This window comes from Chitinophaga pendula (genome assembly GCF_020386615.1).
Lineage (GTDB): Bacteria > Bacteroidota > Bacteroidia > Chitinophagales > Chitinophagaceae > Chitinophaga > Chitinophaga pendula.
Map to the genome: position 1 here is coordinate 3439337 of NZ_CP077769.1, position 20744 is coordinate 3460080.

18 protein-coding genes and 1 pseudogene are annotated in these 20744 nt (G+C 43.8%); 5 read left to right on the forward strand and 14 right to left on the reverse strand.

The window, feature by feature from the left end; all coding sequences use genetic code 11:
• The first annotated feature begins 227 nt into the window (after window positions 1-227).
• Window positions 228-1067, forward strand: a complete 840-nt coding sequence (locus KTO58_RS11990; protein WP_095839133.1) for an FkbM family methyltransferase — start codon at window positions 228-230, stop codon at window positions 1065-1067.
• 89 nt (window positions 1068-1156) lie between these two features.
• Window positions 1157-1507, forward strand: a pseudogene (locus KTO58_RS11995) (SRPBCC family protein); the annotation flags it as partial.
• 12 nt (window positions 1508-1519) lie between these two features.
• On the opposite strand, the gene KTO58_RS12000 reads toward KTO58_RS11995, so the two are convergent.
• The 14 genes from KTO58_RS12000 to KTO58_RS12065 all read right to left on the reverse strand — a co-directional run bounded on the left by KTO58_RS12000 (window position 1520) and on the right by KTO58_RS12065 (window position 17956).
• A complete protein-coding gene (locus tag KTO58_RS12000; protein WP_095839131.1) occupies window positions 1520-2380 on the reverse strand; it encodes a helix-turn-helix domain-containing protein in 861 nt (286 codons plus the stop codon).
• 136 nt (window positions 2381-2516) lie between these two features.
• Window positions 2517-3809 carry an amidohydrolase family protein gene (locus KTO58_RS12005; protein WP_225860216.1) on the reverse strand — a complete coding sequence of 431 codons (1293 nt, stop codon included), beginning with the start codon at window positions 3807-3809 and terminating at the stop codon, window positions 2517-2519.
• Between the two features lie 144 nt (window positions 3810-3953).
• Window positions 3954-4337: a DoxX family protein gene (locus KTO58_RS12010; protein WP_095839130.1), complete on the reverse strand. Its 384-nt coding sequence runs from the start codon at window positions 4335-4337 to the stop codon at window positions 3954-3956.
• A 6-nt stretch (window positions 4338-4343) separates the two neighbouring features.
• On the reverse strand, window positions 4344-4667 hold the full coding sequence (locus tag KTO58_RS12015; protein ID WP_095839129.1) for an ArsR/SmtB family transcription factor: 324 nt from the start codon (window positions 4665-4667) through the stop codon (window positions 4344-4346).
• A 135-nt stretch (window positions 4668-4802) separates the two neighbouring features.
• Window positions 4803-5918 (reverse strand): glycoside hydrolase family protein, encoded by a 1116-nt coding sequence (locus tag KTO58_RS12020; RefSeq protein ID WP_095839128.1) that lies wholly within the window; start codon window positions 5916-5918, stop codon window positions 4803-4805.
• Window positions 5919-5952: 34 nt separating this feature from the next.
• Entirely contained in the window at window positions 5953-7677 is a 1725-nt protein-coding gene (locus KTO58_RS12025) for a galactosyltransferase-related protein (protein ID WP_095839127.1), read from the reverse strand.
• Between the two features lie 2 nt (window positions 7678-7679).
• Window positions 7680-8564, reverse strand: a complete 885-nt coding sequence (locus KTO58_RS12030; protein ID WP_095839126.1) for a beta-1,6-N-acetylglucosaminyltransferase — start codon at window positions 8562-8564, stop codon at window positions 7680-7682.
• Entirely contained in the window at window positions 8561-9049 is a 489-nt protein-coding gene (locus KTO58_RS12035; RefSeq protein WP_095839125.1) for a hypothetical protein, read from the reverse strand. The genes KTO58_RS12030 and KTO58_RS12035 overlap by 4 nt, the downstream gene beginning before the upstream one ends.
• A 7-nt stretch (window positions 9050-9056) precedes the next feature.
• The gene (locus tag KTO58_RS12040) at window positions 9057-11324 is read right to left on the reverse strand and encodes a peptidase domain-containing ABC transporter (protein WP_225860218.1); all 2268 of its coding nucleotides are present in this window, start codon (window positions 11322-11324) and stop codon (window positions 9057-9059) included.
• A gap of 4 nt (window positions 11325-11328) precedes the next feature.
• Complete coding sequence (locus KTO58_RS12045; RefSeq protein WP_198314931.1) at window positions 11329-12711, reverse strand: radical SAM/SPASM domain-containing protein; 1383 nt, start codon at window positions 12709-12711, stop codon at window positions 11329-11331.
• 78 nt (window positions 12712-12789) lie between these two features.
• Window positions 12790-13014, reverse strand: coding sequence for a hypothetical protein (locus tag KTO58_RS12050; RefSeq protein ID WP_095839122.1), 225 nt, complete (start codon window positions 13012-13014; stop codon window positions 12790-12792).
• Window positions 13015-13183: 169 nt separating this feature from the next.
• Window positions 13184-15652, reverse strand: coding sequence for a TonB-dependent receptor (locus KTO58_RS12055; RefSeq protein WP_095839121.1), 2469 nt, complete (start codon window positions 15650-15652; stop codon window positions 13184-13186).
• A 596-nt stretch (window positions 15653-16248) separates the two neighbouring features.
• Window positions 16249-16926 carry a LytR/AlgR family response regulator transcription factor gene (locus KTO58_RS12060; protein ID WP_095839120.1) on the reverse strand — a complete coding sequence of 226 codons (678 nt, stop codon included), beginning with the start codon at window positions 16924-16926 and terminating at the stop codon, window positions 16249-16251.
• Complete coding sequence (locus tag KTO58_RS12065) at window positions 16913-17956, reverse strand: sensor histidine kinase (RefSeq protein WP_095839119.1); 1044 nt, start codon at window positions 17954-17956, stop codon at window positions 16913-16915. Before KTO58_RS12065 ends, KTO58_RS12060 begins: the two co-directional genes overlap by 14 nt.
• Before the next feature lie 189 nt (window positions 17957-18145).
• Between KTO58_RS12065 and KTO58_RS12070 the strand changes: the two genes are divergently transcribed.
• From KTO58_RS12070 to KTO58_RS12080, 3 genes are all read left to right on the forward strand, one after another.
• Complete coding sequence (locus KTO58_RS12070; protein ID WP_095839118.1) at window positions 18146-18808, forward strand: DUF4395 domain-containing protein; 663 nt, start codon at window positions 18146-18148, stop codon at window positions 18806-18808.
• A 2-nt stretch (window positions 18809-18810) separates the two neighbouring features.
• Complete coding sequence (locus tag KTO58_RS12075; protein ID WP_095839117.1) at window positions 18811-20334, forward strand: aminotransferase class V-fold PLP-dependent enzyme; 1524 nt, start codon at window positions 18811-18813, stop codon at window positions 20332-20334.
• 79 nt (window positions 20335-20413) lie between these two features.
• Window positions 20414-20674, forward strand: a complete 261-nt coding sequence (locus KTO58_RS12080; RefSeq protein ID WP_157753012.1) for a hypothetical protein — start codon at window positions 20414-20416, stop codon at window positions 20672-20674.
• Window positions 20675-20744 lie beyond the last annotated feature (70 nt).

Here is a 20744-nt window from a genome sequence, read left to right on the forward strand (position 1 = left end):
CTTACCAAGTGGATGGATATTTTTTCAATAATTATATTAAAAGATTACCTAACTTGAGCACCTTATAACCTCATAGGACTTAAAGTGAACTGGAAAAGACAATCATTTACAAGCGATGCCTATCACTTAAAATTCAATATACCAGGTATGTGGTATTATCTTTGCTTGTGCGAAGTGCAAGTAGGGGTTATAGATAAAACAATTTCATAAACACGAGAAAACACTATATGCTCAGCAAATTAGCGGTGAAATTTGCCCGGATGTTAAGGCCAGTAAAAAAGTCTATTGAAGACCGCGTAGAAATCGCAAAATTCAATCAACGTATCAAACAGGCTTCTATTGCACCGGGGTTTGATGCAGCCAACAATATCTTTAAGTTTAGTTATCAGGGTACGCCGATCGTATTTAGGGTGCCGGATATCCGGGATTATATTTCTTACAATATTGTAGCGAAGCAGACCTTTTTTGATATACACGATCTTGAAAGGATTCGTTCGTTTATACCGGCAGACGGTGTTGTTATTGACGCAGGGTCTAATATTGGTAATCATGCGATTTATTTCGCCACGATCTGTCAGGCGGCTGAGGTATATTGTTTTGAGCCACAGAAAGAAATCTTTGATATTCTGCAACAAAACATTGCTTTGAATAACAAGACACAGGCTGTAATGGCTTTCAACTGTGGCTTAGGTGAATATAAAACACGGGCGGCTTCTAACTTCAGAGATGATGTTAATATCACGGACAGCGTCTCTCAAGTAAATCATGGAGGTCTTTTTTTAAAGGAAGATGCTGATGGAGGTTTCGAGATCGATTCTTTAGACAATCTGTTGTCGTCACGTCTTACCCGATTGGATTTTATCAAAATGGACGTGCAGGGTTTTGAGGAGAAAGTCATCAGGGGAGGCCGCGGTATCATTCAGCGATTCAAACCTATCATCCAGGTAGAGGTGATGAATAAGCAGGAGCTGAATGAACAGATATTACCTTTAATGACTGAATTAGGTTATCGTGTTAAACTTGTACTCGAGATAGATTATCTATTTGAACCGATAGCATCACTTTAGCAAGCAGCAGTACTATGCAAACAAATTTCATTTCTACCTATCAAACAACGGTCCAGGCTCCTGTAGCAAAGGTATGAGAGGCACTTACGAAGGCGGAACTTGTAAAAAAATATTTCTTTGGTTCGCAGCAGAAAACAGATTGGCAGGTCGGTCATCCTATTACCTGGACCGGTGAATATGAGGGTACTAATTATGTAGATAAGGGAATAGTATTGACATTCGTGCCGGAGCAGTTACTCTCCTTCTCCTACTTGAGCAGTTGGAGTGGTTTGCCTGACGAGCCAGCCAATTACTTACAGGTTACCTATGAAGTAAGGGATTTAGCGGGAGCAACGCAATTGACGATCACACAATCCAATTACAACGAAGAAAAAGCCCAACATTCGGTTGGAAACTGGGAAATAGTAGTAAATGGCCTGAAGCAGTTGGTGGAAGTATAATATTCCCTGCATTTATTTCAACTCTTTAAAAGCTGAAGGGGTCATTCCTGTATGGGATTTGAAAAATTTGGAGAAGCTCGCGTGATCATAAAACCCTAGATCAAAGACAATTTCCTTGACTGTCATCCGGGAGGCTTTCAGCAATCTTTTTGCTTCGAGTACCAGACGGCTCTGCACCAGAGAAGAGGCAGCGACATTTAGCTGTTTCTGGCAGACCATGTTCAGGTAGTTTGGAGAAATATTAATCTCATTTGCATAGAAGGCTACGGCATGCTCTTCCTTGTAGTGTTTATCGATCAGGTTGACAAAACGGGTAAGGATAGGATGTGTGTTGTAATTAACCGCTTCTTTAAACCGTTTTTCTGCTATTCTGCTGATCAATAAACCACAGACTCCACAACGGGCCCGTATCAAATCTGGGAATATTACTGATTCTTTCAATTCTTTTTGTACGCAAAGGAATTCGTATAATATCATCTTATACATATCTTCCTTCAACTCCATAACGGGATGCTGCTGATAGAAAATAGCCGGGAAGCGCAGATCAGGCATTAATGCTTCAAAAGATCTATTTTCTATCATCAGCTGACAGGCGATTGTTTCCTTTTCCATCCGCCACTGATGGACCTGACCTGGAAATACCAGGTGTAACTGCCAGCGGCCGATAGGATATTCTACAAAATCAATCGTATGCGTACCACTCCCCTGTCCAAATAATACTGCGATAAAAAAATCGTGTTTATGCGGCTCCTCAATAGCTCGTTCTCCATGAAGCTCATGAAACAACACGCTCTCATCAGCATTATCCTTACTGAATTCCTGAATATTTAGTACCGGGAAATGATCTTTATATTTCGCCTGTTTATGCCGCATCGTTTACATCAAGGGAGCGGCCTACGGCGAGATAAAACTTATCTGTCGGGCTATTGTCCCTCCCGGCTAAATTAATAAAAATAATCTAGCCTTCCTGACCGCCTGCAATATACCCAGCGCCCTGTGCCAGCCGGGCTCAAAATACCACCGTTCCTTTGTGAATAAGTGACCTGACAGGTGATATTCTGGATACAGCCTCTGCGGAACAGCTGGCGTCTATTAATACTACATTAGCATCATCTCCTATCCCAGGCCATTGCTGTTTGCCTTTATCATCCAGTGGTACAAGGTTGTAGGTAGCGAGCTTCAGGCTCCTGGACAGCTGGTATTCTGTCCCGTATCCATACAATTGTGCCATCAGATTAGCCTTTTGCAGTACACTTCCGGTTCCCCAGGTATTCCAGTGATCGATGATACTATCGTTGCCAGTACCTACTTGTACGCCGTATTTATAAAGGGTGGGAATAGGCATGATCAGTCCACCGAAGGGAATGGTCGACATTATACCGATCTGCGCCTGTGCCAGCTTATCTGCCATTTCTTCCTGTTTGGATTTCTCCAGTCTTCCCAACACGAAACAGTGGCTCAGGTAGGTTTTCCCTTTTAATACGGGGTTTTCGTTCACTCTATCTATCAGATATTCTACTGTCTTCAGGCCTGAATCTCCGGATTCATGCAAGTGGATATCAATGCCTTTGTTATGATCCAATGCCAGCTTTATGATAAAGTCCATTGGTTTTTTGATCTCTCCGTCAACAGTGTAAGGATCTACTCCTCCAATAAAATCGATATTCATTTGGGCGGCTTCTTTCATCCACGGTGCAGCATCTGTATAAAAGAGACCATGCTGGGGGAACGCGACCAGTTCGGCTTCGAAACCCTGTTTTTTGCGTTCCAGTGCTTGCTGCAGGTGTTTTAAAGAAGTCAGCCCGGAGGTAGGTTCGATATTCACATGACTTCTGGCGAAGCCAGAACCGCAGGACTGTAGTAGCGCTATCAATTTTTCTGCCCGTTCTGTAGAGGTCTTCAGCATTTCGGGCAGGATCTTTTGTTCCAATGCGATCATCCCTTTTACGCCTCCCGTTCTTTTCCTTACCGCTTGCCAGGAGCCCCCATAAAAAGTTTTGTCAAGGTGAATATGCATATCCCTGAAGGAAGGTAGCATTAGCAGTCCTTTTGCATCTACGGCACTTGCGGATGGCGCATTCGGTAAAATAGCCGCGAACTTGCCGTCGACAATTTCGACGGTAAAAAGGTCTGTTTTGGTGGCTATTACTTCCTCCCCATCGTATTCGAAGCCGGTCTCCAACCGTACATTCTTCAACTTCAGCCTTTTTAGTATAGTCAGCGGTTCTTTAAGCGACACGGGAGTTTCTCCTCCTTTACCTATGAGCCAGGAGGGAGCAATACCGACGCCGAGCGTGGTCATAAAGGAATTTCTAATAAAATCTTTTCTGGAAATATTTACTGGAGGCATGACTGTTTATCTTTCACCTCAAAGATAAACCTGTCTTATTTCTGATATAGGTATACTTTATAACATTCCCTGTAGCATTTATAAATATGCTCTCTTCTATGCGTGGGTTGCTACCATTTTTCTTGCTGCAGGTCTGAAATACCAGGAAGTAACAGTCAGTAACAGTAATAATAATGAAGGAAATATCTGCGCAACAGGATCACCCGATGCGAGATGTGAGAGTATTGCTCCTGACATAGAAAAGAAGAAGCCCGCATAAGCCCATTCCTTCAGCAACGGGAATCTAGGGATTAATACTGCAATAGCACCGAGCAGTTTCCATATCCCTAATATTGTAAGAAAATAAATGGGATACCCTAGGTGTGTAATGACCTCTACTTCTGCTTTCACCTTTAACAGCTGTACGATCCCGGTTGACACCATTCCCAGTGAGAGCCATAGTGTAGCGATCCAATAGATGATTTTGTTTCTTTTTGTCATCGTCTCTTATTTTTTGGGTTTGTAGTTTTTCATAATTGACTCCAGTTTATTAAATCTATCTTCCCATAACTGGCGGAAGGGCTCAATAAAATCTGCTATCTCCTTTATTTTCTGGGGGTTCAGGTGATAATAGATTTCTCTGCCGTTTTGTTCCTGGTTGAGTAGTTCGCACTCAGTTAATATTTGCAGATGTTTGGAAACGGTAGGTCTTGCCGTATCGAAATTAGCGGCTATGGCTCCTGCTGTCATTGATTGTGAAGCGACTAGTAATAGTATTGCTCTCCGGGTCGGATCTGCTATGGCCTGGAAGACATCTCGTCTTAAATTCATTGCGTAGCTATTTGACTACAAATATACATGTAGCTATTTAACTACGCAAATTTTTTCTTTGAATTGGCATTTATTGAGTTTGGCGAGGGGTTAAAATAGAAAAGCCGGCATAATGCCGGCTTTTCTATTTTAATATTAATCGCCCTGAAGCAGTAGTACGTCTTCCCAAGGGATAGGTTGTGCCGTCAAGGCTTCCAGTAGTACCAGTCCGGTTCCTGCGATGCCCTGCTGCAAACCCAGATTGGGGACAGTCGGAAGTTGTTTCCGGATCTGTAGCAGTTGTTGCTCCTGTACAGCGATTGCTAACTCTTTCCACTGATTACTGTCGGGTTGCCGTATCGCCATCATAGATAGCAATTTATACAACATGGCCGGCTGGTAGCTACCCTTTAGTGCTGGCGCGGTATTTTTGTCAGCAGGCGGTAGTTGTTCCAACTTTGTTATCAAAGTTTCATCCAGATCTCCTAAGTAATTATTTCCGCCTGTATGAAGTGCATGATATATCCTCAGCAATGAGGTATAGCTGCTTCTTGTTGCATCTTGCCCGGCGGTGATGGGATATTCCCGGAGACAGAGGTTCCTCAGGTAGCCTGCGGTTTCTTCCATCAGCCGGCGAACTATGGGCAGATAGATCTGCAGCGGAGTTACTGTTGTCAGGAAATAGAATACAGCTGCGATACTATTGGTTTTATGTTGCCAGGCAACGAGCGGGCTATTACTATAATAGCGGTCGTAGGTTTTACCTATCGTGTCTGGCCAGCCCTGGCGGAATTTAGTCTTTATCTCGTCTACTACTGATGCGATCACTTCAGAGATCATAACCTTTTTATACCCGGAAGTTGTACTATGGTATCTCGCTACCAGGTACGATCCTTTACTCAGCAAGCCACCAGCCCCTAAGACATGACTGAAGCGATGTTGTATCCCATCAAAAACGAAAGTATCTACACTGTCCAGTAGTTCATCTGCGTCTATCTCAATCAGTCTATAGCGGACCAGGTGTGAAAAGAACCATCCGATGCCGGGTATATCATGTCTGACATCTCGTTTGTCCTTTTTTACAGCCTCTTTATAAGCGGACAAGAGCAGCTCCTGGGCAGTATCACCAGCAGTTTTATTACCTGTTTGTGCGGCATAATAAAAGAGGAATAAGGACATACCGGTATGTCCATATAGTAAGCCAGGTTCTTCGGTGAAGTTATGCCTGGTCTGCAGTATCGCGGCCAACTGCTGAAGTGTATTTGCATACATTTCCTCTATTGTTATTATACTGCTATTCAAAATTTTAACTCCAGCTTCCGACATGTTCTTTCAATTGTTTAGCGTCCATGTTAATGATGTTCAGTTGCAACTGCATCAATTCGTAGTAGTCGTCATAGGAAGAATATTCGGAATTGTGCATGATCACGTGATCGATATGAAAGAGTGGTCCCTTGACACGTGTAAAGCTATATCCCAGGATCTCCATACGTCTTATACGTTCCATATCTTCCGGCCCCCACTTATAGAATGCCTCGTTTTCCATTCCACTCTCTATGAATGCCTGTTTGTTGAGAAGGATAGCACCTCCCCATGATTTATGAAACTTTACGCGGTGGGCGGCATTCTCGTTATTAATGATCCTTATGTCCAGCTGTTTCATGAACAGTTCCTTCTGGTCTTTTTCGTTTACACGTACGAAGGCGCCATCGTAGGGAGAAACAATCTGATAAGCGGCGCTCCTTAATAGCGATGTTGCCTCGGTGAGCTGATGATAGTCTATGATTACATCTGTATCGTACAATGCGATAAAGGGGGTACTACATCTCCGGATCATTTCATTATTATACTTGGTACGATGGAACCAGAACTGTTCATCCCTCACAAATATGTGTTGTACGGTAGGGGGCAGCATTGAAATATCTATTTTGGAGATAGTATCTGCCTCCAAAATCATAATGTTTGTCTTGAAATATTTATGCAGATAGTGGGTGATTGTTTTCAGATTATTCCAACGATCGTCGGAATCAATCCTCACGGGGATCAGGAAAGTGACATCGGACAGGTCGATCTTAAAGGCTTCTTTACTTTTCTGTATGGCTTCTACATATCTGTAAGTGCATTTGTCTTTGCGGACATAGTCCAGTGAGGTATTATACGGTGGTAGTATTTTAAAATCGCTTTTAAAGAAATATTCATGTGCATGTTCTTTGTCCAGGCCGGCATTATGCAATATCCGGGTTTCTTCCCAACGATGCAGGTCGTCTTCCGGCCAGCAGAAGTCCAATACGGGATGTATCCTTACCTGGTGTCCCAGCGCGATGGCATTCCACAGAACCGTCCACATATCGGTGCACCAGGGTAGCACTCCTTTGTACGCCCCTACGTCTTCTCCTGTCTGCTCCGTATACATTGCTGCATACCGGTCGTATTGTCCGGATAGGTGCTTATATAGTTTCCGGGAATCCACTTCTACTTTATTCCAATATTGATAGTTAGCTCCTTTCATGAGATACTGGGCGCCACCAGAATGTTCGTTATGTTGTTCGACCAGGCGCTGGTCCATATCTATTGCCATACACATTTCCTGCAGTACGATATGGCCGGTTTGTTTGATCCACTCGGCGTTGATATAAGAGCGGGTATCGGAGACATACCAATATTTATCTCCCGGTTGGCATAGTACATCGAACTCAGGTATTTCCCGAAATATGATATCAGCATCGTGATAAAAAACACAGGTATCTTCCAGGCCGGGAAAAGCCAGGAAATGCTGTTTGATGATATGCGGACGTATAGTAGGATAATACTGGCGATCTAAGCGACGATCTTCATAAAGGAAAAAAGATGCGTAATCGTGATGTGTTTGCAGTAGTTCTGCAAATTTGGACTGCAATCCTTCTGCCGGATCGTAACCAATGAGCACGTGTATATTTTCCGCTGGAATGCCCAGGGACTTGAAGTTGAAAAGCTGTACCTCCAGCTGCCATTTCATGTAGAGGCTATCCGGCTGTGCTGATAAGTATATCATAATCAGATTTTATTTAGGATGATTCGGCGGCGGCGCTGTTCGAGCTGGTTGATGACTATGTTATCAATATGACTATCAAATTTTCTGGCAAACAGGCAGCCGGAATTTACGATGCTATCGACATCATCTATGGTCAAAATGCGGGGAAAGTCCGGCCCTGTATGCCAGTCAATATAACGCAGGTCGTTGTTTACCACCCTTGTGCTATAAGGGGAATTCATGATGATGGAATGAATTAATATTTCGTCAGCCAATAATACAGTTCTGAAGAATGGATAGATCCAGGAAAAGTTTACTTCTATGTAGCTACATATATAGTCCATCAGGCCGTAGGAGATCGTGAGCCAGCAACTGCCACCATAGGGAGCCAGTTGCAACGGGAACGCTCTTCGTATACCTGTTGCCTGCTGTTGTTCTGCCATTTTTTGGGCCGCGACAAATCCGATCTCGTCGATCGGCCATTCATATTGGAAACGATCGAGGCCACCATTGCTATGATACCAGCCTTCGAATGGCAAGGGGTGATGGGCCAGGAATTCCTGTCCATGGTGTCTGGCGAGGAATGCCTTTATTTCGTCGTTGCCGGCGATGGGAAAGTCTTGACCGCTGATCAGGAGTATCCAATCATAATGGGCATGTTCCCGGCAGGCGTTCATTAAGGCGATAAAAGCAAGGGTCAGGTTGAATCCTCCCCAGCTTACCAGGAAACGATCTTCCAGCAGATGTATACGATTAATGAGTTTTTGTTGCAGGTCATCCGGCAATGTGTAATGACATTTGCGGTCTATATGTATGAATATATCTATATCGGCACCCTGTATGTTATCGATCAGCCGGGTGAGATGATCAAAATCGCGATATGCTGTGATCAGGTACGCTATTTTCATAGGTGTATTTTTTTAAAGAACCTTTGCAGCAAGCTTTCTGGCGGACCGGCGACCCGGACCCTGCCAGTTGGAAAAGCGAAGACAGCAGGCGTATGGGTCTGTGCACGCAGGTATACTTTACCCATATGCCGGTATGCGGTGTCGACCTTACAGGTAAATACCCCGCTATTGTTCAACATTTCTCCTCCTGGGTACAAGTATGCTTTGGCCGGTAGGCGAAGTGTTTGCAGTTCATTGGTGGATAGGGAGGTGGATAGCAGTATTGTACCGGCGCTATCTGTGTTCCTGTTAATCTCTTTGAGCTGATAGGCAGCATTAGCGTCTGCCGGCAATGTGATGACTGACAGCAGCAGGAATCCTACCGCTATGATCACGATAATAGTGATGTTGGCCCAGACGATCAGGAAAGCGGGGGGCTTCCGAAGGACCTCCTGTACGGCACTGCTACGCAGTTCATATATATTTTGGCGATGTTGTTCGGGCATAATTATGTTAATCTCCCAGTTCCAGCTGATTTTTTACCAGCTCGTAATAAAATCCTCTTTGTTGTGTGAGTGTCTGGTGATTGCCCTGCTCTGCGATGGCGCCATTGTGCAGGACGATTATCTGGTCAGCATTTTTTACTGTGCTGAGTCTATGAGCGATGATCACTACGGTCTTACCTCCGAAGAAGGCATCGAGGTTGTTCATGATGAGGCGTTCATTGTTGGCATCCAGGCTACTGGTGGCTTCGTCCATGAACAGGTAGTGTGGATCTTTGTATACTGCTCTGGCAATGAATATACGTTGGCGCTGTCCCCCGCTGATACCTGTGCCATTATTCCCGATGCGCGTGGTGTATCCCAGTGGCCGGCTTTCGATGAAAGTTCGGATGTTGGCTGTTTCTACGGCCAGTTGCATCCTGGTATCATCTATTTCTTCTCCGTCCAGCGCGATATTGTTGGCGATGGTGTCAGAAAATATGTATCCATCTTGCATGACAGTGCCGCAACATGTTCTCCAGTATTTAGGGGATATGGTATGCAATGGCCGGTTCCCCACCCAGATATGCCCATCTGTAGGGAGGTAATATCCCAAGAGTAATTTCATCAAGGTGGTTTTTCCACTTCCACTATCGCCTACGATGGCAGTGATCTTACCCTGTGGTATCTTCAAGGTCACGTCTTTTAGTACATAGGGAGAATGTGGTCCTTCATATTGAAAAGAGACATTTTCCAATATGATATCCTGGCGGTCTTGTAACGTATCTGCTAATGTCAATACTCCCTTATTGTCCAGTAAAAGGGCCGGTAGCTGTTCCGGTAAACTTTGTGCGGCGAGAGCTCTTTCTTCCTCTTCTTCTTTGGCGTGGATCTCGTTCATCCTGTCGATGCTGATTTTTGCATCCTGTGCGGCCTGTACGAAGGCGACCAGTTGTTCTAACGGACCATTGGTCTGCCCTATGATATAGGAAATGCTCAGTAGTACGCCCAGGGACAAGTCGCCCTGCATGACTGCGCGGGCGGCGATAAAAGAGATCAATATATTTTTCAGTTGGTTGAGAAAAACATATCCGGATTTCTGGTACTGTTCCAATGCGAGGCTGCGAATGTTGAGTTTAAATAGTTTCACCTGCAGTTGCTCCCAGCCCCATCGTTTGCTTTTTTCACTACCATACAGTTTTATCTCCTGCATGCCTGTGATCATCTCAACCAGGCGGTCCTGGTTTTCTTTATTGCTGGCGAATCTTTTATAATCCAGCTGCTTTCTTTTTTTCTGAAAAAGGAAGATCCAGACTACCCCCAATGTGCTGAAGGTAAAAAACAAGGTGAGGATAAATAGGCTGTAATATGCGAGTATGATTGAAAAGACGATGATGTTTATAAATGAAAACAGGGTGCTTAACGTTATCCCTGTAAGGAATGTCTCTATGCGGTGATGATCGTTGATACGTTGTAATACGTCTCCAATGGCTTTAGTATCAAAATATTTAATTGGCAGGCGCATCAGTTTAATAAGAAAATCTGATATAATATTCAGGTTGATGCGTATGTTAACATGTAGTAGCAGCCAGCTTTGCAGGATATCGATGGCCATGCTGCCAGTAAACAGGAATAGTTGGGATATAAGTATGAGGTATATCAGGTTAAGGTTATTTGCCTGAACGCCGTGATCTATCAGGAGTTGCGTCAGGAAAGGAAATGCCAATGATATCATACTGGCTGCGAGCATCCCGATAAACAGCTGGGTGATATACTGCCTGTGCGGGGTCAGGTATTTAAATATGAAGAAAAATCCTTTTTCGGGTTTTACTTCCTGTTGTTGATAGAATTCAGGGGTTGGTTCAAGGAGTAGTGCCATACCCTTTTCGTCAGCGGTACTGGCCCAGGCGTTGAGGAAGGTATTTTCTTCAACTGTTACAATGCCGTGAGCGGGGTCGGCGATACGATATCTGACGCGGCTATGATCGAATAGATCGCGCTTGATCTCGTACAGCACTACAAAATGATTTTGATTCCAGTGCAGGATACAAGGCAAGGGGCAATCGTCGGCCAGAGAGCGGGCATTCAGTTTGGCGCGGAAGGTCCTGAATCCTATCTTTTCAGCGGCGTGGCTTAGATTAAGGAGGTTCACTCCTTCCTTGCCGATGTACGACAATTTACGCAGGTGTTCGAGGGCATATGACCGGCCATAATATCTGGCGATCATGCTCAGGCAGGTAGACCCGCAGTCCATGGCGTCGTACTGACGTTGAAAGGCTATTTTCTTTTTATAGAACACGCGCTTAGTTTTCCGCTTGTTGATGCTGAAGTACTTTTACTTTTCTTTGGTGACGATCTTCCAGCCACGCTAAGATCAAACGATCTTCGATATTGAATTTGAAGGAAGGGCAGGCGGGGATGCCATGTTCCCAATGGATGGGGCAGCTACCACCGCATACAGGTAGCAGGTTACATTTTGCGCACCATGTTTTTCCTTCTTTAAGATCGGTGTTCCAGGCGCGCATAGGTGTTTTGCTTACATCTTCTGTAAATGGCAGGCTGAGATGGCCTATTTCGTAAGCGGTGTTAGTATATAGTGGTGTATAAGGTACTTCCCAGCAGGTCGAGACGGTACCGAACGCATCGTATACTTCTGAATGTTTTTTTACGGCGCTGCAAACGATCTTTGATCTTTCTGGCAGGATATCTACCTGAAATCCATATCGCATTAATTGCAGGAGCCAGTCGATTTCGGCCATGGCGAATCCGCTTTTATCTACTCCGACTTCATCTCCAGCGTGGTTATCGCCCCAATTGTGAACAGGGATGACATAAAATCCGACTTTCTCTTGTAGTTTATGTTCGGCCATGAGGGCGATAAATTCCTGTAGTCCGGGTTCATTATTTTTATCCACGTTGCATCGGATCATGAGCCTACCGCCGCAGGCCCTGTAGTAAGGTGCGTTGACGATATTCAATATATTATTAAAGATGATATCGAACGTAGGTTTGTTTTGTTTAGTGTAACGGTTTTTGTCATGATAGGCGGCTACACCATCGAGGGTGATCTGGAAATTGGTGACCTTCCATTGTTCGACCATTTCCCGGAATATGTTTTCTTTGAGGCTGAGGCCATTGGTGACCATATTTGCGGAGTACCGGATGCCCATTGCAGTAGTATATTCCAGTAAGGGAGCGCTCATTTCACGTATTTGTCTGACGGCCATTAAAGGTTCTGCTCCATACCAGGTGATGGATAATTCCTTCATATTGTTTTCTTTGAGTTTACCTATTATGCGGTCGATCATTTTTTGTTGCAGGGGCTTACTCATGTAATGGTTGCTATGTTTCTGACCGCAGTAATGGCAGCCCAGCTGACAGGATGCTCCAGGTTGTATCACTATGTCCAGCGTATCGTCCTTTTCCACCTCCTGCTGATTGTCTTGCAATATATAGGACAGTTCGTCCTGCTCTTCCGGCACTATGGCTTCTATGGCAACGAGATCGCTGAGTATATCTGCCGGTATCTGTTCGAAGGCATTTTGTTCCATATATTGTAGGTATTCGCTGCGGATGACCATAATGCTAGCTGTTCGTGTAGCAAATATTACCTGTTGGGGTTCGGGGTTGGCCTCGTCGAGTACGCGGGATTGTACCAGGTAGAACGATTTTTTATGCTTGTCCATAGGGAAGCGATTTAAGAGTGGAGAAGAACGGGCAATAAACGAGGGGCAGGTCATGATACCTGCACCCTCGAATAGATATTAAAAGAAGCTGGCAGTTGTAGTAGTAGGTGACGTGGGGGTCAGTACATCTTTTGACTTCACACAACCTTTGATTTTGGAGCACCCTTCTACGGCAATACCTGATACCAGTTCTTTACCACCGCGGATCATATAAGCAGCAGAATCATCCAGGGAAGAGATTTCTTTTTGGTTTTCTTCGATCATTACTTTTTTCAGTAACTCTTGCAGATTTTTGTTACCCATTGTTTTAAGTTTTGAAGGGATTAAAAAAATTTTGGCTGAAGTTTTACGTTATTGAGCCATTTCTGGAACGCCATGCCTAGGGAATCAAGCATAGTTTGATGTGTACAGGTAAGGCGACCGTAAATGGCCACTTCGGGTCGTTTACCTGTTTTTACCGGTAAAAAATTTATCAGTTGGTCCTGTTTTTTTCTTCTGTATTACTTTCGTGTTGCTTCCTCGTTTTGCCTTTGTTTCCGAAGCGATACGCCATTGATACTCTAATGGTGCGATTGCCTGGGTAGCTGTCATAGACCTGGGGCATTCCATTGGTCCAGCTATGGATGACGACTTTATTCGTTTTGAGCAAGTCTGTTGCCTGTACTGCCACTGTAAACCGTTTCCGGAACATTAGTATTCTTGCACTCAGGTCGAGGCTGTAGTAGGCCCCTACCCTATCGACGCCATCTACTTCGGGGAACTGATACCAACAGCTGACATTGGCTAATAGTGTTCCTTGTTTGTTACACGTAATCGTGTTGTCTGAAGACAGGTATGCACTCCAACCACCGATACTGGACTGTGTATTGGGATCTGAGGATAAGGTAAGGTTATGATATACCTGCACCTGGTTATAGCTTTCCAACCAATCTACAGGCATCAGGTTCAGGGATTCGATTATACCGTAACTATATCCCTGGAGGAAATTCCGCTGTACAACACCTGTAATCTTTGTAATCGGATCTGGTATCCCTATCTGGTCAAAGCCGTTGTTCCGGATATTGAGGTACAGTTGTGAGGATAGCAGGTCTTTATAATCATATTTCAGCTCAAAGTTGTTGCTATAAGCAGGCTGCAGGAAGGGATTACCTTCTACATATGAAAAGGGGCTTGCATACCAGCGGAAAGGGTTGAGCCTAGCATATCCGGGACGGCTGATGCGGCGACCATAAGAAAAGCCGTACACCTGATCTTCCTGCTGTCTGTACAGCATATACAATGTCGGAAACAGCCTGAAATAGCTATTGTTAGTCGTTTGCTGGTAGGTAACGGACATTCCTTTGGTCTGTGTAAATTCTCCCCGTAATCCAGCCTGAAATTCCCATTTGTTCCAGCGTTTGCTGGTGCTGAAATATAGTGCCTGTGTTTTTTCTGTATAGTCAAATGCATTACTTCGGGAAGAGTCGTAGTATGCGTTGCCATTGGCCACCTGATAATAGTCCGTATAGCTACTATTGTCGATAAAGGTAGCTTTGCCGCCGAATGACATTTCCATCCACTTGAAGGGTAGTACCACGTCTATCTGTCCGGTGTAGACCTGTATAATCTGTCCGGCACGGCTACGTGCCAGTGAAGAGTCGCCGGTCTTCACTCCCTGCGGGAAGTAATTGTAGCTGGTGAATGTCTGATCAAGCCCTTTATCGTAGAAAAAGTAATCGGCTGCTGCTGTCAGTCTTTTTCCGGTTGAATCAAATTTATGTTCGAAGTAGAAATTGACATCTTGGCTCCGGGTATCTACCGGGGTGTAGTTATTGGTAGCTATAAGTGAATCCGGTGACGATTTGCCTGCATTAAATATCCTGGTATCTGTACCGGACGTTGTCGTGGTCCATCCATTGGTGGCGGTATACTTAATCCCTATCAGCTGTCTACTGTTCAACTCACGATCTATAGACAGGGAGCCATTGAATTGCCGAGAGGATGTAACATGATCTGCCTCATTCTTCCATCTTGCTGTGGGATAGGATATGTCATTTCCACCTACTCCGTAATTTAATTGTTTGCCAGCATTGGCAGTAGCCATCATAGACCATTTACCTTGCAGATAATTAAATGTGCCTCCACCATCGAAAGAAGGGAATACTGCTTGCCTGTAGGTACCCTGTATACTGCCACTTGCACCAGCCACGCGGTTCTTTTTTGTCACGATGTTGATCAACCCCGCATTGCCGGCTGCATCATATTGTGCAGGAGGATTCGTTATCACTTCTATCCTGTCCAGGTCACTTGCCGGCATAGCTTTCAGGATGTTCATCAGGTCCGCTGCCGACACCTGTATCAACCGGTTATTAATCATGACCTGTACGTTACTTTTTCCTATAATATCAATACTCGTTTCTCCACTTACTCTCACACCAGGCGCTTTTTTCAATGCATCCAAAGCACTGCTACCTGCAAGCGAGACGCTGTTTTCAACGTTGAGGACGGTACGATCTATTTTTCTTTCTATCAAAGGCTTACGGCTGGTAACAGTAACACCGTTCAGTTCAGTAGATCGTTGTGTATCTAATATGATACGCAGGTATTGGGCATTACTGATGTGATGGATAGTCATTACGGTATCTTTATAGGCCAGGTGTGATATTTTTAGCAGCAATGTTTCATTTTTCAGGTCAGGGAATTGGAAAGCGCCATTCGTATTACTTATTGCTGTTTTTAGGAGGGTGCTGTCTGCTAGACGAAAAAGTAAGAGAGAGGCATCTGGTATCGTTTTGCCTTCCTTATCGACTATTTTCCCTGACAATACATACGTACCTATTGTATCGACCCGACCAGTTGTAGCAGAAGGTATGGGCGCGGAGGTATGTTGCTGTGCCGAAATGTTCACAGGTAGTAAAAAGATCAAACATAAAATAACATATCGTATCAACATTTCGGGCATGACTTTTCCTTATTAACGTTAAAAACTATTTATTCTTTAACGTTATTTACTAATAAACACCTTCAACGACTGTATGTATTTGAATACAGGTAATTAACAGGTATGAGTATTCCTATACCATGTCTGACAGTATTATAGCAGGGATCTTTGGGTGTAGCTATATACACTCTTTGTGACAAGCGTTTTCATATGTGTTATTATGGTTTATAAGGCCGTCTGTTTGCCAATATGACAGTAAATTACCTACTATTGAAGTATCAATAATAGTATTACTGCAGCTTCCATTCGAGTTGGCAGTGTAAATGACTTATGTTTCTTTTGGCTTTTTTTGTAAAACGCAGCTTTGGGATTACAGTATTTAGCGTCTCGGGCTTTACGCTGGCTTTACTATGATTAAATGTTAACGAAGGATTTGACAGACAGAAGTATTCCAGATGTCAACAAGGGGGGAGTTTAAATTGGTCGTTCTAATCTCGCTTGTTTGTATATCGAAGATAGAAAAAGGAATTTAAAAACAAAAAAATATTCTTAATAATTATTAATAAATTTTCTAAACAGGATTCAACAAGAGATGATCCGGATAACCTCATTGGGGTCTATAGGCCATCGATGACATCTTTGTATCCTCTTCCTATTGGAATAGTGATCCCGTTCAGTTCTATGATCTCTGCTGTGTAAGATTCGATTTTATTTACGGCAACGATAAATGACCGGTGTACGCGTTTAAAAGCAACCACGGGCAGTCTTTCTTCGATCTCGTTCGTACTCATTTTAGAGATGTATGTATCTTTTGTGGTAACGATCTTGATGTATTCCCTTTGGCTTTCGATGTATAGTATTTCTGAGAATGGTATACGCACTTTTTTCTTCTGTACGTTTACAAAGATAAAATCCTTTGCTTCGTTTGTTGTTTTCTCCTGCCCTATTCTTATTTTATTGACAGCTGTTAAAAACCTTTCAAACTCGATTGGTTTCAACAGATAGTCTGTTACATTCAGATTGAAGCCTTCTACCGCATATTGATGGTATGCGGTAGTAATGATTACTGCCGGTGGATCTGCCAGGGTCTTTAAGAAAGCCATGCCTTTCAACTTGGGCAAATGTATATCCAGGAACATGAGATCTATACTTTCCTGTCGGAGGAATTCGGCTGCTAGTATGGCATCTTTACATACTTTCAGCAGTTCCAGGAAAGGAACTGCTGCTATATAGTCGCTTAGCACTTTTGCGGCCAATGGTTCATCTTCTACTATGATACATTTAATTTTGGACATGGCTTGCGAGATTAATTTTCATGATGGCTGTAAATACAAACTCTTTTTGTTGCACCTCCAGGCTGTAGTCAGTATACAATAGTTCCAGCTGTCGCCTAAGGTTGGAGAGTCCGATATTGCCTTTTATTTCCGTATCGCTGGCAGCATCCCCGGTCGAGTTCTTTACGACAAAAAGCAGCTGCCGATTCTTTATAGTCAGATGGATATCTATGAAAGGCATTTCCCTGGTTTCGGATACGCCATGTTTAAATGCATTTTCGACCAGTGGAATCAGTAGTAAGGGTGGCAGAGATTGTTTAACATCCTCGAGGTCGTAATTGTAATTAACGTGGAGAGACTCATCATACCGAAGTTTCTCCAATGCGATATAATCTTCTATGATCTTAAGATCTTGTTCGACAGCGATGTAAGGGCCGCTTGTATCATACAGCATATGCCGTAGTATTTTGGACAGGCGCAAGATAGACTCGGGTGCCAAATCTGATTTTTCCCTGGACAGTGCATAAATATTATTGAGGGTATTAAACAGGAAATGCGGGTTGGTCTGTGCTTTCAGGAAATTCAATTCTGCCTGTTGCCTTTCGATACGCAGTTGTTGTGTCGACTGTTTCAGTTTTATATAGTTAAAAACATGTCTGACGATGACAAAAAATAAGAGGGCTCCTATACTGTACCCGGTTAGGTCGCCTATTTTCTCTTGTATAGGTACAGGTGTGCCCAACGGGGTAAAGATGTGTATGCTGATGCCTACCAATCTCCAGATGTAGAAACCTAATGAATAGGCAAAGGCATAACATAATAATATGGCTATACCATAAAATGGCTTCTTCCAATTCAGCTTAGGTACAGTATATTCCAGTAATCGGTAGTTGGTCACTGATAAATAAACAGCCAGCCAGCATTCGTTTACTGATCTCAGGGGCAGGTTATCCTTGCCTTCAACGATATTGCCCAGCAGGTTTAGTATAAAAAAGGCGGGTATTAGCCATACATATAACTGAAACCGTCTTATGTCTGAAAATCTTTTCATCCTGTTATTTGATGGGATAAATGTCGATAAATATTTTACTATCTCCTAATTGCTCTTCTTGCTTGACGACTGGCTGCCGTTTGTGGACTGAAAGCGGTTGTTTGTTGACCAGCGACAATATGAACAGTGCTATGGATTTACCTTTACATTGCCGGCAACCAAAATAATTCATCAACAACATTTATCAACATGAACAACGTTATACAATTCGGCGAGCGGGTAGCCGGGTATGAAATCCCGGTACTTAATGAAAGAGAGATCAGGGCTTCCGCCGGTATTCTTTTTTTAGTGACGTATACGTCTCTGTTATTCATCCTTTTTGACAGCAATTTTATTCCTATCAAATATGTCATTCCCAGTTTTTTACTTGACCTGCTGATACGGGTATTTATCAATCCAAAGTATTCACCATCCATAATTCTCGGGCGGTTGATGGTCCGTAACCAGGTACCCGAATATGTAGGGGCCAAGCAGAAGCGTTTCGCCTGGAGTATAGGGATTGTATTGTCTGCCACGATGACTTATTTCTTTCTTATTGAGAATGCATATAGTCCGATCACAGGGGTAATATGTCTTATCTGTTTATTATTCCTATTTTTTGAAGCAGCTTTTGGTATCTGCCTCGGGTGCCTGGTCTATCCATTGTTTTTCAGGAATACCATTCAGCACTGTCCGGGAGAGATTTGTGACCGTAAAGAGCGGCAGCCTATTCAGCGGGTATCGCTGGTACAACTGTCCATATTACTGGTACTGGCAGGTATACTTTTTTTGGCGCCCCGCTGGTTACATGAGCGATTCAGCCAGCCACCACATGATCTTTTCAAATCATCTGCAACGGCTAAATCCAGGTAATTATGTTTCCGGTTCCTATATCATGCGAAAGCGCATCTGCCGATTATTTCTCTGTTTACCGTAAGCAGATTATCGGTCAGCGACAATATTTCGAAACACCTTACGGTCAACAAAAGTTACTCTACGCCGACTGGACGGCTAGCGGGCGAGCCTATGGACCTATTGAAATGTATATACAGCAAGAGATACTTCCATTTGCAGGTAATACACACACGCATACGACCATTACCGGTACGCTCATGTCTGCTGCTTATGCGGAGGCCAAAGTGATTGTGAAGGCACATGTCAATGCCGGTGCGGATGATATATTACTTTTCTGTGGCAGTGGTATGACTAGTGCGGTCAATAAATTGCAACGGATACTGGGGTTACGGCTACCTGACGGTATCGGGTACTATGGGCATTTTTCGATGCGGGATGCGTTCTTTCGACCAGTTGTTTTCATAACATCAATGGAGCATCATAGTAATCATATTAGTTGGCTGGAGACTATTGCAACGGTGGTCATTATTGGCTGTGATCAGGATGGGCAGGTAGACCTGGCTCATTTTGCGGTGTTACTGGAGGAATATAGGGATTGTCCAAATAAGATCGCCGCAGTAACAGCCTGTTCCAATGTTACTGGCATTGTAACGCCCTACCATGAGATAGCGAAGCTTATTCACCGGTATGGAGGTGTATGTTTTGTCGATTTTGCCTGTTCGGCGCCCTATTGCGATATTAATATGCATCCGGATGAATACGATGCTCACCTGGATGCGATTTATTTTTCTTCACATAAGTTTTTGGGAGGTCCGGGGACTCCCGGCGTATTACTTTTTAGTAAAGATCTTTACCGCAACAGGGTACCAGATCATCCGGGCGGTGGAACTGTACATTACAGTAATCCCTGGCAGGGACGTGAATACGTTGCGGATATTGAGGAACGGGAGGATGGCGGGACCCCTCCTTTTCTGCAAGGGATCAAGGCAGGCATGTGTATACGGTTGAAAGAAGCCATGGGAGTACCGGCTATGTTGCAACGGGAAAGGGAGTTATTAGCGATCATTTTTCCGAGGTTGTCCAGGATACCTCAGCTGCAGGTACTTCAGTCTAACATGACCGATCGCCTTGGTGTTGTTTCTTTCACGACGGGAATACATTACAACCTGTTTGTGCGATTACTGAATGACCGGTTTGGTATCCAAATGAGAGGGGGCTGTTCCTGTGCCGGGACCTATGGGCATTTGTTACTCGATGTAGGCCAGATACAATCTTATGCTATATGGGACGCTATCCGCTCGGGGGATTTATTGCAGAAGCCAGGATGGGTACGTTTATCTATCCATCCGACGATGACGGATGCAGAGATTCATTTTATACTAGATGCTATTGAGGAGATTGTTGCCAATATTAAGGATTGGGAGGAAGATTACTACTATGATACATATTCCAATGAATACTATTTTAAAACTCCTAATATGAAAGAACAGCATATTGGGAGTTGGTTTGAACCAGGTAACTGGCAAGTATATACTACAAGGTAAGTTTCTGAAAGATTTTCAACAAACTGCAAGACAGCAGCACGCTAACCGGATAAATTAGAGTATATCAAAAATAAATTCCATGAAAATCAAAGTAACCTATCTGCTGCTTTTATGCGGTTCCCTGTTTCTTACCAATGTTAATGCTGCTCCTAAAGCACTACCTGTCGGAGTTGCTGCACGTGTTTCCTGCGTAGGTGCGCAGCCCTTCTTTTTCGGATTCACCTATTTCCCTGGCCAACGGGTTGTTTTCAACAATCAACTTTATCAAGCAATTAGTACTTCTTCCGGTCAATGGCCTACCGGTTCTCCTTCCTGGATATGGTTAGGACCTTGTAACTAAACATTTTAGAGCAGGGCTGCTACCAAGCTGATTAAAGCGGGCAGCCCTGCCTTTTTTATGAGAACCTGTT

Excerpts from the sequence above, each read along its gene's own strand:
- KTO58_RS11990 (WP_095839133.1), top strand. The coding sequence starts at position 228 with ATGCTCAGCAAATTAGCGGTGAAATTTGCCCGGATGTTAAGGCCAGTA.
- KTO58_RS12000 (WP_095839131.1), bottom strand. The coding sequence starts at position 2,380 with ATGCGGCATAAACAGGCGAAATATAAAGATCATTTCCCGGTACTAAAT.
- KTO58_RS12005 (WP_225860216.1), bottom strand. The coding sequence starts at position 3,809 with ATGACCACGCTCGGCGTCGGTATTGCTCCCTCCTGGCTCATAGGTAAA.
- KTO58_RS12010 (WP_095839130.1), bottom strand. The coding sequence starts at position 4,337 with ATGACAAAAAGAAACAAAATCATCTATTGGATCGCTACACTATGGCTC.
- KTO58_RS12015 (WP_095839129.1), bottom strand. The coding sequence starts at position 4,667 with ATGAATTTAAGACGAGATGTCTTCCAGGCCATAGCAGATCCGACCCGG.
- KTO58_RS12020 (WP_095839128.1), bottom strand. The coding sequence starts at position 5,918 with ATGTATGCAAATACACTTCAGCAGTTGGCCGCGATACTGCAGACCAGG.
- KTO58_RS12025 (WP_095839127.1), bottom strand. The coding sequence starts at position 7,677 with ATGATATACTTATCAGCACAGCCGGATAGCCTCTACATGAAATGGCAG.
- KTO58_RS12030 (WP_095839126.1), bottom strand. The coding sequence starts at position 8,564 with ATGAAAATAGCGTACCTGATCACAGCATATCGCGATTTTGATCATCTC.
- KTO58_RS12035 (WP_095839125.1), bottom strand. The coding sequence starts at position 9,049 with ATGCCCGAACAACATCGCCAAAATATATATGAACTGCGTAGCAGTGCC.
- KTO58_RS12045 (WP_198314931.1), bottom strand. The coding sequence starts at position 12,711 with ATGGACAAGCATAAAAAATCGTTCTACCTGGTACAATCCCGCGTACTC.
- KTO58_RS12050 (WP_095839122.1), bottom strand. The coding sequence starts at position 13,014 with ATGGGTAACAAAAATCTGCAAGAGTTACTGAAAAAAGTAATGATCGAA.
- KTO58_RS12055 (WP_095839121.1), bottom strand. The coding sequence starts at position 15,652 with ATGCCCGAAATGTTGATACGATATGTTATTTTATGTTTGATCTTTTTA.
- KTO58_RS12060 (WP_095839120.1), bottom strand. The coding sequence starts at position 16,926 with ATGTCCAAAATTAAATGTATCATAGTAGAAGATGAACCATTGGCCGCA.
- KTO58_RS12065 (WP_095839119.1), bottom strand. The coding sequence starts at position 17,956 with ATGAAAAGATTTTCAGACATAAGACGGTTTCAGTTATATGTATGGCTA.
- KTO58_RS12070 (WP_095839118.1), top strand. The coding sequence starts at position 18,146 with ATGAACAACGTTATACAATTCGGCGAGCGGGTAGCCGGGTATGAAATC.
- KTO58_RS12075 (WP_095839117.1), top strand. The coding sequence starts at position 18,811 with ATGTTTCCGGTTCCTATATCATGCGAAAGCGCATCTGCCGATTATTTC.
- KTO58_RS12080 (WP_157753012.1), top strand. The coding sequence starts at position 20,414 with ATGAAAATCAAAGTAACCTATCTGCTGCTTTTATGCGGTTCCCTGTTT.